The organism is Micromonospora sp. AMSO12t (genome assembly GCF_008806585.1).
Taxonomy (GTDB): Bacteria; Actinomycetota; Actinomycetes; order Mycobacteriales; family Micromonosporaceae; genus Micromonospora; species Micromonospora reichwaldensis.
Genome location: NZ_WAAS01000150.1, coordinates 1 through 15745, shown reverse-complemented (window position 1 = coordinate 15745; position 15745 = coordinate 1). Strand labels below are relative to the sequence as shown.

The following is a 15745-nucleotide window of genomic DNA, read 5'->3' as shown; positions in this document are numbered from 1 at the left end:
CGGGAGCGGCGGTGGTGGGTGCCGGACCGCGCAGCGGGTCGGGCAGCGCGCCCCCGGTGGCGGCGAGGGCCACCCCGCCCGTGAGGGCGAGGGCGGCACCGGCCAGCGCGGCGCGGACGCCGAACCCCGCGAGGGCGGGACGGCGGCGCGGCTCCGGCCGGCCGGGCGGGTTGCCGGCCCGGGCCAGCCGGTAGGCCCGTACGGCCGCCTCCTCACCGGCCAGTTCGTCGGCGTGGGGCGTGGCGCGGACCGCCGTCAACAGCGACGTGAGGGACTGCGGGCCGTCCTGCGGGTCGAGGACAGGGCCGTCGAGCAGCCGCTCGACGGTTTCCTGGTCCATCCGGTGTGCGTTCATCTCGTGTCCCTCAGCGCCACGGGCCGTCGGGCCGTCACACGGGTCGGGTGTGACGTCCGACAAGTGCCGGGCCGGGACCGACCGGTCCGCCCATGGTCCTGACACGCCGCGACCGCCTCGCGCAGGATGCCCGGACGCCGGGTTTCCGCCAGCGGTTGCCGATTCGTCCGGTGCGCGGTGCACTGAATCACATGGGTGTGATCAAGGTGGGCACGTCGTCCTGGGCGGACCAGATGCTGCTGCGCTCGGGCTGGTACCCCCGCGCGGCCAACACCCCGGCCGGTCGGCTCGACTTCTACGCCGGGCGCTTCCCGCTGGTCGAGGTGGACACCTCCTACTACGCGGTGCCCGTGCCGGAGACGACACGAGGCTGGGTGGACGCCACGCCCGAGGGCTTCACCTTCGACGTCAAGGCGTTCAGCCTCTTCACCGGTCACCCGACACCGGTGGCGGCGCTGCCCCGCGACCTGCGCCCGGCCGGCGGCCCGAGCCGGATCCGGCGTCGGGACCTTCCCGCGGCCGCGTACGACGAGCTGTGGGACCGGTTCCGGGCGGCGCTGGACCCGATCGCGGCGGCCGACCGGCTCGGCGCGGTCCTGCTCCAGTTTCCGCCGTGGCTGGCCCGTGGGGCCGCCGCCGAACGGCGCATCGCCGAGCTGGCGGAGCGGTGCCAGCCGTGGCGGGTCGCCGTCGAGCTGCGCCACGCGTCCTGGTTCGACGGCACCGCCGCGCTGGACACGCTCGGGTTCCTGCGGGAGCGCGGGCTGTCGTTCGTCTGCGTCGACATGCCGCAGGGGCACGCCTCGTCGGTGCCGCCCATCCTGTTCGCCACGGCGGAGCTGGCGGTCGTCCGGTTCCACGGCCACAGCACCGCCTGGGAGACCGGGGACAAGCAGGAGAAGTTCCGCTACGCGTACGGCGACGAGGAACTGCGCCGCTGGTCGGAACTCCTGGTCGAGCTGGCCGGGCAGGCGGGGGAGCTGCACGCGCTGTTCAACAACTGCTGCGGCGACCAGGCCCAGCGTGACGCGGCCCGACTCGCGGAACTGCTCGGGGTCCGCCCGGCGGGACGCGACCGGGCGGGAGCCGGTTCGCCCTCCTGAGCACCCACCGGCCCCACCCGGGATCGTCGGCGCGGCGCCAGGTTTCCCCGCCGGCCGCCCGGGTACCGGCGGGGGCGTGAGCGACGGAAGGGGACGCGGTGATGGGTGAGCAGCGGCAGGAGCACCCCGGGGAGGCGACGCCCGGCGTACCGGGGGACGCGGCGGCGCGCGAGACCCGGGAGGCGCAGGAGGCGCACGGCGGCAGCATGGCGCCCGCTCTGGTGGACGACACCGGTCACCCGGTGACGGCGGACCCCGCCGAGGTCGCCGACGAGGACACCGCCGGCGGCTGACCCCGTGACGCGGGGTCCAATTCCGTGGACCGGGGCCGGTGCCCTCCGGGATGATCGCCGGATGGCGGCAACCTCCCGTGCGCTCCTGCGCTGGCAGTTCGACCTGACGTGGTCGCTGTTCGAGTACCACCTCGAGCGCCTCGACGCGACGGACTTCCTCTGGGAACCGGCCGAGGTCTGCTGGACGGTGCGTCGCGACCCCGCCGGCGGCTGGACACCCGACTGGGCCGACACCGAACCCGACCCCGTGCCGGTTCCGACCATCGGCTGGCTGTCCTGGCACATCGGCTGGTGGTGGACGGTGACCATGGACCATCTCGGGGGACGGCCAGCACGGCAGCGCACCGACGTGCGATGGCCGGGCGCGGGCGAGCCGACGGTCGCCTGGCTGCGGGGCCTGCGCGCCGAGTGGCTGGGGCACCTCGACCGGCTGACCGACGCCGACCTCGACGGCACCGCGCCGTTCCCGTGGCAGGACGACCCGGGCCACACGGTGGCGCACATGCTCGCCTGGGTCAACGCCGAGCTGATGAAGAACGCGGCCGAGATCGGTCAGCTCCGGCTGCTGCGGGCGGCGGGGCGCGCCTGACCGCCGGGCTCTTCGGCGGGGGCGGTCCCGTCCGCGCGGCTCGGCGTCCAGGTCGAGGAACCACGCCTCGTGCAGCCCCGTGCCGGGGCGTGCCGGTCAGGAACGTCGGCCCCTGGTCCGCAGCGCGTCCTCCGTCCGCTCCTCGACGTCGGCGGCGTCGGGGAAGGACCGTCGGGCCGGCGCCGGGTCGGGCGGCGCGCCGGGGCCCGCCGGCCGCGTGGGTGTCGGTTCGACCGGGCCGAAGCCGTGCCGGCCGGCGGGGCCGGACGGTCCCGCCGGCTCGTCGGCCCGCCGCTCCCCGCGCCGCCCTTCCGGCACGGCGGTCTCCTCGCTGCCCTCGTTCATGGGGTCGTGCTCAGCGACGCCCCACGGCGCCTCCACGTCCATGCCGTCCCTGGTCACCCAGGGCGTGGTCGCCTCCGGTGCGCGTCGGCCCCCGCCGCGTCCCTCTCCTGCCGTCATGACCACCTCGCTGCTCGGTCCGCCGGTACCGGCCCCGAATGCCCGTCACCGGGGCGGTCATGCCTCGCCGGCGCCCCGGGGCCGCGGTGCCGGTACGGGTGGGGACGCGCGCAGCGGCGCCCCGCCGCCGAGGAGTCGGCGGGACGCCGTCCGGCGACACGTCGTCAGCAGCGGCCGGACTTCGCCATCCGCTTCTGCCTGGTCCCGCCCATCGCCATGAGCGCGCCCATCCCCTTCGGGGCGTTCCGCATGCCGCCGATGCGCCCGAACATCCCCCGGAACACCTCGCCGGGCTTCTGCTGCTCGCCCATGTACGCGGTCATCACGATGAGCGCCCCGGTCATCGCCGGGACAGCCCACTGGAGCATCCGCATCTGCCGCTGGCACGACGCCACGTTCGACGGCGTGTGCGAGTTCGGCTCGGTGACCCCCTCGACCGCCGGGCCGCCCGCCTTCTCCAGCTTCATGCCGAGCAGTCGGCTGTAGCCGGTCACCGCCAGCGCGCCGACCGTCAACGCCGTCTTCAGCGTGCTGGCCCGGGCCACCCCCGACTGGGCGGCCACCCGGGGGCTCTCCGTCACCAGTTCCCCGACGGCCCCCGCCAGGTGGGCGCCGATCGCCGCGGCGTTCACCGGGGTCCACCGGGCCCAGCCGGCCGAGGCCATCGGCAACCGCTGGGTCGAGTCGTTCATCTGTGCCGCCGCGCCGTTGACGCCGAACGCTCCCATCAGGGAGCCCCCGAACCAGGCCGCCAGGCCCAGGTCGTGCATCGAGCGCAGTGCGGTGTGCCGTTCGGACATCTGATCCCCTTCCACCGTGTCGGGCGGTGCGGCATACCCGCCGCCCGGCCGGCTAATCCCGCCCGTGACCTGCCGATATGCCGCGGCGGCACAGATACCGGACCCGGGGCGTCGTTGCCGGGGACGGGCCGGGAGGAGTCGTCGGGGCCGGCGCGGGTAGTTCGTCGGACGACCCGAGCGAGAGGGGAAGCGGATGTCGCAGCCCGAGGAGAGCCGGGAGAAGACCGCGTCGACCGACGCGGTGCTGATGCACCCGGACAACGATCCGCGCAGGACCACGGCGCAGGTGCCGCCGCCCGCCGAGCGCGGCGAGACCCGCGTGGAGCGGGACGGCGAGATGGTGCCCGTCGACACCGACGAGTGAGCGTCTCCGTCCCGGGCGGTGGTCGCGCCGCCCGGGACGCGTGCCGCAGCAGCCCGGCGCCGGTGTCACGTGACCGGGGGAGCGGCCCCGACGGGTCGCCCCGCTCGGTGCCGCGTCCCGCCCCGGGTCAGCGGGCCGGCAGGTCGGCGGCGAAGCGGGCCACCCGGGCCGCCAGCGGGCCGCTCGCGCGTACCCAGGTGAAGTGGTCCATCGGGGCGCCGGCCTGCGCCGGCGTGTAGCGCTCGCGCGCGACGGGCGCCGCGGCCAGCTTCGCGCACAGGTGGTCGACGGTCTCGTGCGGGGTGTACTGGTCGTCGTCGACGCTGACCGCGAGGACGGGGGTCCGCAGCGCCCGCACGGCCGCCTCGGCGTCCACCCCGTCCAGCTGCGGGAAGCGCCCGGTCCGCGCGGTGTACGCCCAGTCCCGGATGACCCCGCGCGCCTGCCGGCCGCCGAAGCCCCAGCCCGGCCAGACGCCGAGCAGCCGGGCGGTCGCCGCGATCCCCTGGGTGTACGGCAGGACGCCGTACCCGCGCAGGCCCGGGTAGCTGCGCCACCACGGTACGCCGACGGCGACCAGCGCCAGCCCGTCGACGTCGTGCTCGCCGTGCAGGGCGAGGTGCAGCAGCGCCGCCTGCCCGCCGAGGGAGTGCCCGAGCAGCAGCGTCCTGCGCCCGTCCCGCCGGGACTTGAGCGCCGCCAGCGCGGCGCCCACGTCGGCGGCCAGTTCCGGGTAGCCGTACCGGCAGGCGCGGCTCGGCTTCGGGGTGCTCTCCCCGGTGCCGCGCAGGTCGGCCACCGCCACGGCCAGGCCGGCGGCGCGCAGCGCGGCGGCGAACGGCCGGTAGTAGCGCGCCCGGACGCCCATCGCCGGCGTGATCAGCACCAGCGGGGCGTCGGCGACGCCCTCCGGATCCGGATACACCTGTAGCCCGATGCGGGCCCCGTCGACCTCGACGAACTCCTGCCGGTATTCCCCCGTCGCGTTCACCGGCCCAGGCTACGGCCCGAGGCTACCGACGGGTAACCGTGGGGTGGTGGGCGTCACGTCCCGGGCGACGACCGGGGGCCGCCCACCACCACCCTGCGCTACGCCACCGCCGGAGCGGGCCGGCCGACCGTGCTGACCGTGGCGTAGACCGTGCTCAGCTGCTCGGCGCAGCGCTTCCACGAGTACCGGTTGCGGATCCGGTCCAGCGCCGCCGTCGCGTACGCGAAGCGACGGACCTTGTCGGCGAGCAGCCGGCGGACCGCGGTGCCGAGGGCCCGGGGGTCCCGCGGCGGCACGAGGTCGCCGGTCAGGCCGTCTACCACGGTGTCGGCGATCCCGCCGACGTTCGTGCCGACGACCGGTACGCCGCACGCCATGCCCTCCAGCGGGGTGAGCCCGAACGGCTCGTACCAGGGGGCGGCCACCAGCAGGTCCGCCGAGCGGTACCACGGGGCCAGCTCCTCTCGGGGCAGCCCGCCCAGCAGCTTCACCCGGTCGGCGACCCCGCAGGACTCGGCGAGCGCGCGGAGCCGGCGGGCGAAGCCGTCCGCGGGGAGCAACTCCGCCGGCGGGCCGCCGACCACCACGCACTCGGCGTCCGGCACGGCCGGCAGCGCCCGGATGACGTCCTGGATGCCCTTGCGCTCCACCAGCCGGCCGACGGTGATGATCCGGGGGCGGGCCGGGTCGCGCGGGGCGACGGGCCCGTCGGGACGGAACAGCTCCTGGTCGACCCCGGCGGGGACCAGCGTCATCCGGGACCGGGGCACGCCGAGGCGGACCAGCTCGCCGACCTCGTCCTGGCACTGCACGATGATCCGGTCGGCGGCCCGGCCCAGGGCCCGCTCGTAGCCCACCCGGCCCGGTGGGCTGGTGTCCCGGGCGCCCTGCAACCGCCGCTTCACCGAGCCGAGGCTGTGGTACGTCAGCACCACCGGCACCCCGGTGCGCCGGCCGGCGTGCAGGGTGGCCAGCCCGCTCGTCCAGAAGTGGGCGTGCGCCACGTCCGGCGCCCAGCCGCCATCGCGCCACTGACCCGCCAGCCAGCGCCCGAACTCGCCCAGGTGCGGCAGCAGCTCGTCCCTCGGCACCCGCAGCGCCGGGCCGGCCGGCACCTGGCACACCCGGTAGCCGTCCGGGGTGACGACGGAGTCGGGCGGGACGGTGGAGTCCCGGCGGGTGTAGACGCGCACGTCGTGCCCCTCGCCGGCCAGCGCGGCGGCGAGCTCCGCCACGTGCGTGTGCTGACCGCCGGATTCCTCCACCCCTCCGACGGCGAGCGGACTGGCGTGCTCCGAGATCATCGCGATACGCATGTGCTTCCTCCATCGGCCGGCCCGTCGGCGGGGACCCGGTCGAGCCCCGGGGCGTCTCCTCGCCGCCTGGCGGACCCCGCCGCAGGAGTCCCTACCCCCGACCTTCCCTCCTAACCGCCGCCTGCCCGGCTCGTCCTGACGGAGTGTCCGTCGGGTGTGGAGCGGCCGGCGGGCGGCGGGGCGAACCACCCCACCGCCCGTGACCGCCCGGTCGCAGCCGGTCAGGACCGTTCGTCGTGGAGCATGCCCGGCCCGAAGACCTCGTAGGCGATGCGCTCCACCGGCACTCCCCGGCGCAGCAGGCCGCCCCGGACGGTGTTCATGAACGGCAGCGGCCCGCAGAGGTGCACGTGGGCGTCGGGGGAGAGGGGGATCAGCGCCGGGTCGACCCGGCCCGCGATGACCTCGGCGGTCACCCCGGCCAGTTCGCCGTCGGTGAGGTCCTCGTACCAGAGGGCGGTGCGCAGGTTGGGCAGCGCGGCGTGCAGGCGCGGCAGTTCACCGCGGAACGCGTGGGCCGCGCCGGCCCGGTCGGCGTGCACCAGCACCACCGGACGCTCCGGTTCGGTGGCGGCCAGGTGCTCCAGGGCGGCCATCGCCGGGGTCAGGCCGATGCCCGCGCTGACCAGCAGCAGCGGGCCCTCCCCGGCCACCGCGCTGACCTCGCCGAACGCGGGGCTGAGCCGGAGGACGTCGTCGACACCCACGCGCTCGTGCAGGAAGGTGGAGACCATGCCGTCGGGGGCGTCACCGCCACCGCGTACGCGCTTGACGGTGATCCGCCAGTGGTCGGCGCCGGGACGGCCGGAGAGGCTGTACTGGCGGATCTGCTGACCGCGCCCGCCGTCGAGGTCGACGGCGACCGAGGTGTACTGGCCCGGGACGAAGGTGGGCACCGGGCCGCCGTCGGCCGGGACCAGGGTGAACGACACGACGTCCAGCGCCTCGGTGGCCCGGGCGACGACCCGCCAGTCCCGCCAGACCGACTCGCCCTCGGCCAGCCCGGCCACGGTGTAGAGGCGGGCCTCCCGGGCGATCAGCTCGCAGGCGAGCAGCCAGTAGACCTCGTCCCAGGCCGCCGCGACCTCGTCGGTGACGGCGTCGCCGAGCACCTCGCCGACGGCGGCGAGCAGGTGCCGGCCGACGATCGTGTACTGGGTGGCGGTGATGCCGAGCGAGGCGTGCTTGTGCGCGATGCGGTCCAGGATCGGCCCCCACGGTGCGTGGCTGCCGCCGGTCAGGTGCTCCGCGTACGCGACCACGGCGGCGGCGAGGGCGGCCTTCTGGGTGCCGGTGGCCTGGTTGCTGCGGTTGAAGATGTTCAGCAGTTCGGGGTGCGCGTCGAACATCCGCTGGTAGAACCGGCCGGTGATCGCCTCGCCGTGCGCCTGCACGGCGGGCAGGGTCGCCGTCACCACTGCTGCTGAGGACTCCGAGAGCACGACTGTCTCCTTCTGGGCTGAACCGCTCGGGCCCCGACAGCAAAACAGGTATTCGAAATACCTCTTCAGGGCCGAAGGTCCCGGGTCGAGGGTCGTCCGGATCACACCCGGGGCCGGTCGGCCGTGGTGGGCGGTCGACCGCGCTGGCTAGGGTCGAGGCGTGAAGCTCAACCGGTCCACCGACATGGCGCTGCGCATCGCCATGCTCGCCGCCGCGAACCCGCGACGGATGACCGTGGACGAGCTGTCCGACCAGCTCGACCTGCCCCGCAACCACGTCGCCAAGGTGGTGCAGCGGTTGCAGCGGCTCGGGGTGCTGGTCACCATCCGGGGCCGTTCCGGCGGGGTGGCCTTCGCCGAGGACGGCGGGAGGACCACCGTCGGGCACGTGGTCCGGGCCTTCGAGGGCGACGACGAGGTGGTGTCCTGCGACGAGCCGGCCTGCTCGCTGCGCGCGGCCTGCCGGCTGCGGGGCGAACTGCGCCGTGCCCGGGACGCCTTCCTCGCCGTGCTGGACGACGTGACCCTCGGCGAGCTCGTCGCCGGGCCGACCGGCCCGGCGCTGCTCGCCCTCGGCCTGCCCCGCCCCCGGCCGGCGCCGTCCGGGGGGCCGCCGGGGCGCGACGTGTCGCCCTCAGCGACCGTGCCGCGTCCGCCGGAGCCCCACGCGCCGCCGTCGCCTGTCGGGCCCTCCGGAGCCCGGCCGGCCGTACCCGGTCCGGTCTGAGGAGTGACGATGCCCGCCAACAAGGTCTCCCACCCGGTCTTCGCCCGGGTGTTCCAGCGGGCGAGCGTGGCGATGGACCGCGCCGGCGCGGCCGCTCACCGGCGGCGCCTCGTCGCCGGCCTCGCGGGCCGGGTGGTCGAGGTCGGCGCCGGCAACGGCCGCACCTTCGCGCACTACCCGGGCACCGTCGAGCGGGTGCTGGCGGTGGAGCCGGAGCCCCGCCTCCGGGCGGCGGCGCGGGAGGCGGCGGGCACCGCTCCCGTACCCGTCGAGGTGGCCGACGGCCTCGCCGAGGCGCTGCCGGCGCCCGACGGCGACGCCGACGCGGTGGTGTTCTCCCTGGTCCTCTGCTCGGTGGCCGACCAGGCCGCCGCGCTGCGCGAGGCCCGCCGGGTGCTGCGGCCCGGTGGGCAGGTGCGCTTCTTCGAGCACGTACGCGCGCAGAGCCCCGGCCTGCGCCGCGTGCAGCGGTTGGCCGACGCGACCGTCTGGCCGTTGCTCTGCGGCGGCTGCCACACGGGCCGCGACACGGTGGCCGCGATCCGGGCGGCGGGCTTCACCGTCACCGAGCTGGACGCGTTCCGCTTCCCCGACAGTCGACTCCCGGCCCCCGCCACCCCGCACGTGCTCGGCGTGGCCACCCGCGACTGATCCACCCTCGCCCGTGGCCGCGCCCGTGGTCGGTGGCCGCGCCGGTCGTCCGTGGCCGCGCCGGTCGTCCATGACCGAGCCGGCTGTCCGTGGCCGTCGGACCGGTGCCACTCACCGTTGCCGCGCCGGTCCGTTCCGGGCCCGGACGTGGCGGAACCCCGCGCCAGGCGGCACGGGGTTCCGGGACGCGGTCGCGGTCAGGAGACCGTGATCGAGCCGTCCCCGGCGCGGACGCAGGCCACGGAACGCGCACCGGTGGTGGCCGCGCCCGTCAGGCACTGCCCGAGCACCTGGTGGCCGGCGGCGTTCGGGTGCCACGACTCCTGGCAGGTCTGGAAGTAGCTCACGCAGGTGTTCGCGATCCGCTGGATGGCGATCTTGTCCTTGCCCGAGAGGCTGGTGACGAAGACGCCGTTGGGCGGGCTGTCCTGCAGCCGGATCGGGGTGGCCAGGGTGCCGGCCGGGCTGGTTCCCGACTCGCAGAGCCGGGCGCCGTCGAAGGCCCGCTGCACGTTGAGGTAGACCAGGTCCGCGCTGGGGAACTCGGCGGCCAGGGTGTCCCGGGTGGACTTCACCAGGGTGCCCAGCCCCTGCGAGAAGCGGTGGCCCGGCAGCAGGCTGGCCCGGTGGATCGGGCAGCCGGCCGCGTACCGCTCGGCGCCGAGCGCGCGGAACTTGTCCCGGGTGTCGTCCCGGCTGTCCTCCTCGTGGAACCCGGGGGCGAGGTCGAGCGGCAGCGGGTTGGTGTAGTCCTGGAAGACGATCCGGTGCTGGCCGTCGGCGTCGATCTCGCGCAGCGTGGCGAGGAGCTGGCGTACGGCCGAGGTGGTCTCCGCGGTCGCGGCGCTCCACTGGGCGGCGGTGGCCAGGTCGGCGTCGGAGCAGGGCTTCTGCTCGACGGGGCCGTTCAGGTAGGCCCAGAACTCCCACCAGCCGGTCCAGGCGTCGGCGATGAACCGGTTGGCGCACTTCTCCGCGACGTTGCCGAAGGTGAACGAGCTGTTGTTGGAGCCGAGCCCGAGCAGCACCAGGTCGATGTCGTGGGTCCGGCCGACCGCCCGGAGCTGGTCGAGCTGGGCGGCCACCTGACGGCCGTTGGCCCGGGCCGAGGAGGCGGCGGCGATGTCGTGCGGCTGCCCGCCGGAGCAGGCGAGGTTGAACCGGTCCTGGATGCCCGGCAGATTGGCCCGGTGCAGTGAGGCGTTCGCCGAGCGGTGGCAGAAGAACGCGTTGTTGTTCGCGGCGGTCCAGCCCGGGAAGCCCTGGGCGACCCCGTTGGCGTCGGCCACCGGGGTGTACGCCCCGGCGCCCTCGCCGCTGATGAAGCTGTCGCCGAGCGCCACCGCGGCGGTGGGCGGGGCTGCCGAGGCCGGGGCGCTCAGCCCGACGGCGGTCGACAGGGTGGCGGTGGCGACGGCGAGCGCCGCCGCGAGTGCGGTACGACGGAACCTGGACATGCGTCCCCTAACTGTCCATCGAAACGTGAAAGATCCTCCGAGGGCGCGATCAGATCACTCCGGCACGACGGGCGTCAATGGCCTGTAACAAGATCTTTCCGAGAGGGACACACTCGCCCCGGCCGCGACCCCGGAGGCGTCGGCGGTCGGAGCGCAGGTCCGGGGCGTCGGCGGTGGAGTGTCGGCGGCCGGTGACGCCGGCCACCCGGCCCCCGGGGGTCCGGCGTCCCGGCGACCGGAGAACCCGGCGTTGCGGTGCCCGGGGACCCTGCGTCAGTGGCGGCGTCAGCCGCGTGGGGGAAGGCTGGCCACGGCATCGTTGTTGTCCGGGTGGAACCGCCCGCCGGCCGGCGCCACCGCAAACCGGTCACGGTGGCTTCGATGCGCCGGAACCGGACGGAACGCGCTACCCTGCCGCCCGGGCCCGACCCACGACGAGGCGCGTGCCTCGCTGCGGGGCGCCGTCGTCCTGTCGCATCTCCCGGTTAGGCTCGCTGCGGCGCGCGGGCCGGCCGGCGACGTCGGACGCGGCACCACATCGCCGAGACCTGGGAGTACGACCAGTTGACCGCAGAGCCTGAGACCCTGTACGGGGCCGACGACCTCACGCACCTCGAGGGGCTGGACGCCGTCCGCAAGCGGCCCGGCATGTACATCGGCTCCACCGACAGCCGTGGCGTGGGTCACCTCGTCAACGAGATCCTCGACAACTCGACGGACGAGGGCGTCGCCGGCCACGCCACGAAGGTGGAGGTGACGCTGCACGCCGACGGCTCGGTCCAGGTCGACGACGACGGTCGGGGCATCCCCACGGACGTGCACGCGAAGTCCGGCATCTCCGGCGTCGAGCTGGTGCTCACCCGGCTGCACGCGGGCGGCAAGTTCGGCGGCTCCGGCTACAAGACCTCCGGCGGTCTGCACGGCGTGGGCGCCTCGGCGGTCAACGCGCTGTCCCGCCGGTTCGACGTCACCGTCCGCCGGGGCGGCAAGGTCCACGCGATGTCGTTCCGGCACGGCGTGCCGGGGGTCTTCGACGATGCCGGCCCCGACGCGGCGTTCACCCCGGGTCCCGGCCTCCAGATCGTCGGCGCGATGAAGCGCGGCCAGCGCACCGGCACCTCGATCCGCTGGTGGCACGATGCGCGCTACTTCGAGACCGGCGCCCGCCTGGACGCCGAGGCCGTGCGGATGAAGCTGCGCAACACGGCGTTCCTGGTGCCGGGCGTGAGCTACACGCTGCGCGACCACACCGGCGAGGAGCCGACCGAGGAGAGCTTCCACTACCCCAACGGCCTGACGGACATGGTGGAGTTCCTCGCCCCGGCCGGCGACCGGCCCGTCTCCGGCATGCTGATGGTCACCGGCGAGGGCACCTACCGGGAGAACGCCGCCGACGCCAACGGGGTCATGCAGTCCAACGTGCAGCGTCGGGCCGAGGTCGAGGTGGCCTTCCGCTGGGGCACGGGCTACGAGCGCACCGTCGAGTGCTTCACCAACACCATCCGCAACGCGCACGGCGGCACCCACCGCAAGGGCTTCGAACGGGGCCTGGCGCGTACCCTCGCCGACGCCGTCCGCAACACCCGTGGCCTGCTCAAGGCCAAGGAGGACCCGCCCACCCTGGACGACGTCCTGGAGGGCATGACCGCGGTCGTGCACGTCCGGATCCCGGAGCCCCAGTTCACCTCGCAGACCAAGGACGAGCTCTCCACCGCCGGCATCACCAAGGTGATCCAGGGGCTGGTCGAGCAGCACCTGAAGGCGTGGCTGGAGGATCGCCGGACCAAGGCCGAGGCGCGTACGGTCCTCCAGAAGATCGTCGACGCGGCGCGCGTACGGCTGACCCAGAAGCAGCAGAAGGACGCCGCCCGGCGCAAGACCGCCCTGGAGGGCGCGTCGATGCCGCCGAAGCTGGTCGACTGCCGCGCGGCGGGCATCGACCGTAGTGAGCTGTTCATCGTGGAAGGGGACAGCGCACTCGGGACAGGGCGACTTGCCCGATCTGCCGAATATCAGGCACTTCTTCCGATTCGAGGCAAGATCCTCAACGTGCAGAAGGCCAACCTCCAGCAGGTGCTGGACAACGCCGAGTGCGCCGCGATCGTGCAGGTGCTCGGCGCCGGCTCCGGCCGCACGTTCGACCTGTCCGCCATGCGCTACGGCCGAGTGCTGATCATGGCGGACGCCGATGTGGACGGCGCGCACATCCGCACCCTGCTGATCACGCTCTTCGCCCGCTACATGCGACCGCTGATCGAGGCCGGCCGGCTCTACGCGGCGATGCCGCCCCTGCACAAGATCACCACCAGGGGGCGCAACCCGCAGACGATCTACACCTACACCCAGGCGGAGATGGAGGCCACGGTCCGCAAGCTGGAGAAGGCCGGCAAGCAGATCGTCACCCCGATCCCGCGATTCAAGGGTCTCGGCGAGATGGACGCCGACGAGCTGTGGGAGACCACGATGAACCCGGCCACCCGGGCCGTCCGCCGGATCACCCTCGACGACGTCGACGCCGCCGAGCGGATCCTCGAACTGCTGATGGGGGAGAAGGTCGAGCCGCGCCGCAACTGGCTGATCGACTCCGCCGACCGGGTCGACCGCGAGGCGATCGACGCATGAGCACCACCCGCCGAGAGGGAAGCTGAACGATGGCACGCCGAAAGGACGACCGCGCCAAGGTGGACCTGTCCGCCTTCGACCAGGCCGGCGCGCGGGTCTTCGACAATCCGCTGGTCACCGAGGTCTCCGACTCCTACCTGGAGTACGCCTTCTCGGTGATCCACTCCCGGGCCCTGCCCGACGCCCGCGACGGCCTCAAGCCGGTGCACCGGCGCATCCTCTGGTCCATGTACGAGCAGGGCCACCGCCCCGACCGGGGGCACGTGAAGTCCGCCCGCATCGTCGGGGACGTGATGGGCAAGTACCATCCGCACGGCGACACGGCCATCTACGACGCGATGGTGCGCCTGGCGCAGGACTTCTCGCTGAACGCGCCACTCATCGACGGGCACGGGAACTTCGGCAGCCCGGACGACGGGCCGGCGGCCTCGAGATACACCGAGGCCCGGATGTCGCGGGAGGCGATGCTGCTCGTCGGCGAGTTGGGCGAGGACACGGTCGACGTCGAGCCCAACTACGACGGCTCGCTGACCCAGCCCACCGTGCTGCCCGCCGCGTTCCCCAACCTGCTGGTCAACGGCGCCTCGGGGATCGCGGTCGGCATGGCGACCAACATGATCCCGCACAACCTCGGCGAGGTGGTCTCCGCCGCCCGCTGGCTGATCAACCACCCGGACGCCACGCTGGACCGGCTCATGGAGTTCGTGCCCGGTCCCGACCTGCCCACCGGCGGCCTGCTGCTCGGGCTCGACGAGGTGCGCCGGGCCTACGAGACCGGGCGCGGGGTGGTCCGGATGCGGGGCAAGGTCGAGATCGGCCCGCTGGAGGGCAGCCGGGGCCGGCAGGCGATCACTGTCGTGGAGCTGCCCTACGGCGTCGGTGCCGAGAAGGTCATCGCGGCCATCACCAACGAGGTCAACAAGACCAAGCGGCTCACCGGCATCGCCGACGTCAAGGACCTCACCGACCGGGAGAGCGGCACCCGCCTGGTCGTCGAGTGCAAGGTGGGGGTCAACCCGCAGGCGCTGCTCGCCGACCTCTACCGGCTCACCCCGCTGGAACAGTCGTTCGGCGTCAACAACCTGGTGCTGGTCGACGGGCAACCGCAGACCCTCGGGCTGAAGGCGCTGCTGGAGGTCTTCCTGGCCCACCGCTACGAGGTGGTGACCCGGCGCAGCTCGTACCGCCGGCGCAAGCGCCAGGAGCGGCTGCACCTGGTCGACGGCCTGCTGATCGCCCTGCTCGACATCGACAAGGTGGTCAAGCTCATCCGGGCCAGCGAGGACGCGCAGGCCGCCAAGGACGGCCTGATGCAGAAGTTCAGGCTCTCCGAGATCCAGGCCACCTACATCCTGGACACCCCGCTGCGCCGGTTGACCAAGTACGACCGGATCGAGCTGGAGGCCGAGCAGGAGAAGCTCCGCAAGGAGATCGCCGAGCTCTCCACGATCCTCGACGACCCGAAGGTGCTGAAGAAGGTCGTCTCCGACGAGCTGGCGGCGGTGGTGAAGCAGTTCGGGGCGCCGCGTCGCACCACGCTCGTCGACGGGGACCTCAAGGAGGTGCTGGCCGCGTCCGCGCCGGCCGGCCCGCTGGAGGTCGCCGACGACCCCTGCCAGGTGATCCTCTCCGCGACCGGGCTGGTCGCCAGGACGGCGGCGGAGTCGGAGGAGGCGTCCGAGGGCCGCCGGCGGCACGGCCGGACCAAGCACGATGCCGTACGCGCCGTCGTGCACTCCACCGCCCGGGGGAAGGTGCTGCTGGTGACCAGCGCCGGCCGGGCGTTCAAGGTCGACGTGCTGCCGCTGCCGGTCCTGCCCGAGCAGGCGGGGACGGTGTCGCTGCGCGGCGGGATGGCCGCCGCCGAGCTGGTGCCGCTGGAATCGGGGGAGACCGTGGTCGGGCTGGCACCACTCGGGCCGACGGCCGAGGGCTCCCCGGGCCTCGCCCTGGGCACCCGGCAGGGCGTGGTCAAGGTCTGCGCACCGGAGTGGCCCGTCCGCTCGGACGAGTTCGAGGTGATCGGCCTGCGGGAGGGCGACGAGGTGGTCGGGGCGACCTGGCTCACCGACGGCGCGGAGACGCTCACCTTCGTCACCTCGGAGGCGTCGCTGCTGCGGTTCGCCGCCGGACTGGTCCGGCCGCAGGGGACCAAGGGCGGCGGCATGTCGGGCATCAACCTGCCCGCCGGCGCCCGGGTGGTGTTCTTCGGGGCGATCCGCACCGACGACCCGGGCCACGGTGAGCCGATGGTGGTCACCTCCACGGGCGCCACGGTGAAGGTCACGCCGTTCCAGGCGTACCCGGCGAAGGGGCGGGCGACCGGCGGTGTGCGCGCCCACCGCTTCCTCAAGGGTGAGACCGACGTGGCCGTCGCCTGGGTCGGGTCGCGTCCGGCGGCCGCCACCGCCACCGGCGAGCCGGTGGAGCTGCCGGCGGCGGACCCGCGCCGCGACGGCTCCGGCTTCGCCGTGATGCTGGGCCCCACCGTCGTCGGCCACCAGATCGAACGCGACTGACCCAACCGGCCGGGGGCCGGCCGCTGACCCAACCGGCCCCCGGCCGGTTGGGTC

At 74.3% G+C, this 15745-nt stretch carries 14 protein-coding genes and 1 pseudogene; 8 read left to right on the top strand and 7 right to left on the bottom strand.

The genetic code is table 11. The features are described from left to right. Positions 1–355 (bottom strand): annotated as a pseudogene (locus F6X68_RS20835) (hypothetical protein); the annotation flags it as partial. Between the two features lie 191 nt (positions 356–546). Between F6X68_RS20835 and F6X68_RS20830 the strand changes: the two are divergent. From F6X68_RS20830 to F6X68_RS20820, 3 genes are all read left to right on the top strand, one after another. Beyond that, on the top strand, positions 547–1458 hold the full coding sequence (locus F6X68_RS20830) for a DUF72 domain-containing protein (RefSeq protein ID WP_151455864.1): 912 nt from the start codon (positions 547–549) through the stop codon (positions 1456–1458). A gap of 101 nt (positions 1459–1559) precedes the next feature. After that, entirely contained in the window at positions 1560–1751 is a 192-nt protein-coding gene (locus F6X68_RS20825) for a hypothetical protein (RefSeq protein ID WP_225852332.1), read from the top strand. A 61-nt stretch (positions 1752–1812) separates the two neighbouring features. Continuing rightward, complete coding sequence (locus F6X68_RS20820; RefSeq protein WP_151455863.1) at positions 1813–2340, top strand: DinB family protein; 528 nt, start codon at positions 1813–1815, stop codon at positions 2338–2340. Between the two features lie 96 nt (positions 2341–2436). On the opposite strand, the gene F6X68_RS20815 is transcribed toward F6X68_RS20820, so the two are convergent. Then, positions 2437–2802 (bottom strand): hypothetical protein, encoded by a 366-nt coding sequence (locus F6X68_RS20815; protein ID WP_151455862.1) that lies wholly within the window; start codon positions 2800–2802, stop codon positions 2437–2439. Between the two features lie 164 nt (positions 2803–2966). Then, positions 2967–3602 carry a hypothetical protein gene (locus tag F6X68_RS20810; RefSeq protein WP_151455861.1) on the bottom strand — a complete coding sequence of 212 codons (636 nt, stop codon included), beginning with the start codon at positions 3600–3602 and terminating at the stop codon, positions 2967–2969. A gap of 193 nt (positions 3603–3795) precedes the next feature. On the opposite strand from F6X68_RS20810, the gene F6X68_RS33610 reads away from it, so the two are divergent. Further along, a complete protein-coding gene (locus F6X68_RS33610) occupies positions 3796–3966 on the top strand; it encodes a hypothetical protein (RefSeq protein WP_165947796.1) in 171 nt (56 codons plus the stop codon). Between the two features lie 127 nt (positions 3967–4093). Here F6X68_RS33610 and F6X68_RS20805 read toward each other — a convergent pair whose 3' ends face one another. From F6X68_RS20805 to F6X68_RS20795, 3 genes are all read right to left on the bottom strand, one after another. Further along, positions 4094–4957, bottom strand: coding sequence for an alpha/beta fold hydrolase (locus tag F6X68_RS20805; protein WP_151455860.1), 864 nt, complete (start codon positions 4955–4957; stop codon positions 4094–4096). 98 nt (positions 4958–5055) lie between these two features. Further along, positions 5056–6273 (bottom strand): glycosyltransferase, encoded by a 1218-nt coding sequence (locus F6X68_RS20800; protein ID WP_151455859.1) that lies wholly within the window; start codon positions 6271–6273, stop codon positions 5056–5058. Between the two features lie 221 nt (positions 6274–6494). Beyond that, positions 6495–7715, bottom strand: coding sequence for a globin domain-containing protein (locus F6X68_RS20795; RefSeq protein WP_151455858.1), 1221 nt, complete (start codon positions 7713–7715; stop codon positions 6495–6497). Between the two features lie 160 nt (positions 7716–7875). On the opposite strand from F6X68_RS20795, the gene F6X68_RS20790 reads away from it, so the two are divergent. Then, the gene (locus F6X68_RS20790) at positions 7876–8442 is read left to right on the top strand and encodes an Rrf2 family transcriptional regulator (RefSeq protein WP_151455857.1); all 567 of its coding nucleotides are present in this window, start codon (positions 7876–7878) and stop codon (positions 8440–8442) included. A gap of 9 nt (positions 8443–8451) precedes the next feature. After that, positions 8452–9093, top strand: coding sequence for a class I SAM-dependent methyltransferase (locus tag F6X68_RS20785; protein ID WP_151455856.1), 642 nt, complete (start codon positions 8452–8454; stop codon positions 9091–9093). A 197-nt stretch (positions 9094–9290) separates the two neighbouring features. Here F6X68_RS20785 and F6X68_RS20780 read toward each other — a convergent pair whose 3' ends face one another. Beyond that, positions 9291–10550: a hypothetical protein gene (locus tag F6X68_RS20780; RefSeq protein ID WP_151455855.1), complete on the bottom strand. Its 1260-nt coding sequence runs from the start codon at positions 10548–10550 to the stop codon at positions 9291–9293. A gap of 564 nt (positions 10551–11114) precedes the next feature. On the opposite strand from F6X68_RS20780, the gene F6X68_RS20775 reads away from it, so the two are divergent. Together F6X68_RS20775 and F6X68_RS20770 are read left to right on the top strand one after the other, a co-directional pair. After that, positions 11115–13172 (top strand): type IIA DNA topoisomerase subunit B, encoded by a 2058-nt coding sequence (locus F6X68_RS20775; RefSeq protein WP_151455854.1) that lies wholly within the window; start codon positions 11115–11117, stop codon positions 13170–13172. Positions 13173–13201: 29 nt separating this feature from the next. Then, complete coding sequence (locus F6X68_RS20770) at positions 13202–15691, top strand: DNA topoisomerase (ATP-hydrolyzing) subunit A (protein WP_151455853.1); 2490 nt, start codon at positions 13202–13204, stop codon at positions 15689–15691. Positions 15692–15745 lie beyond the last annotated feature (54 nt).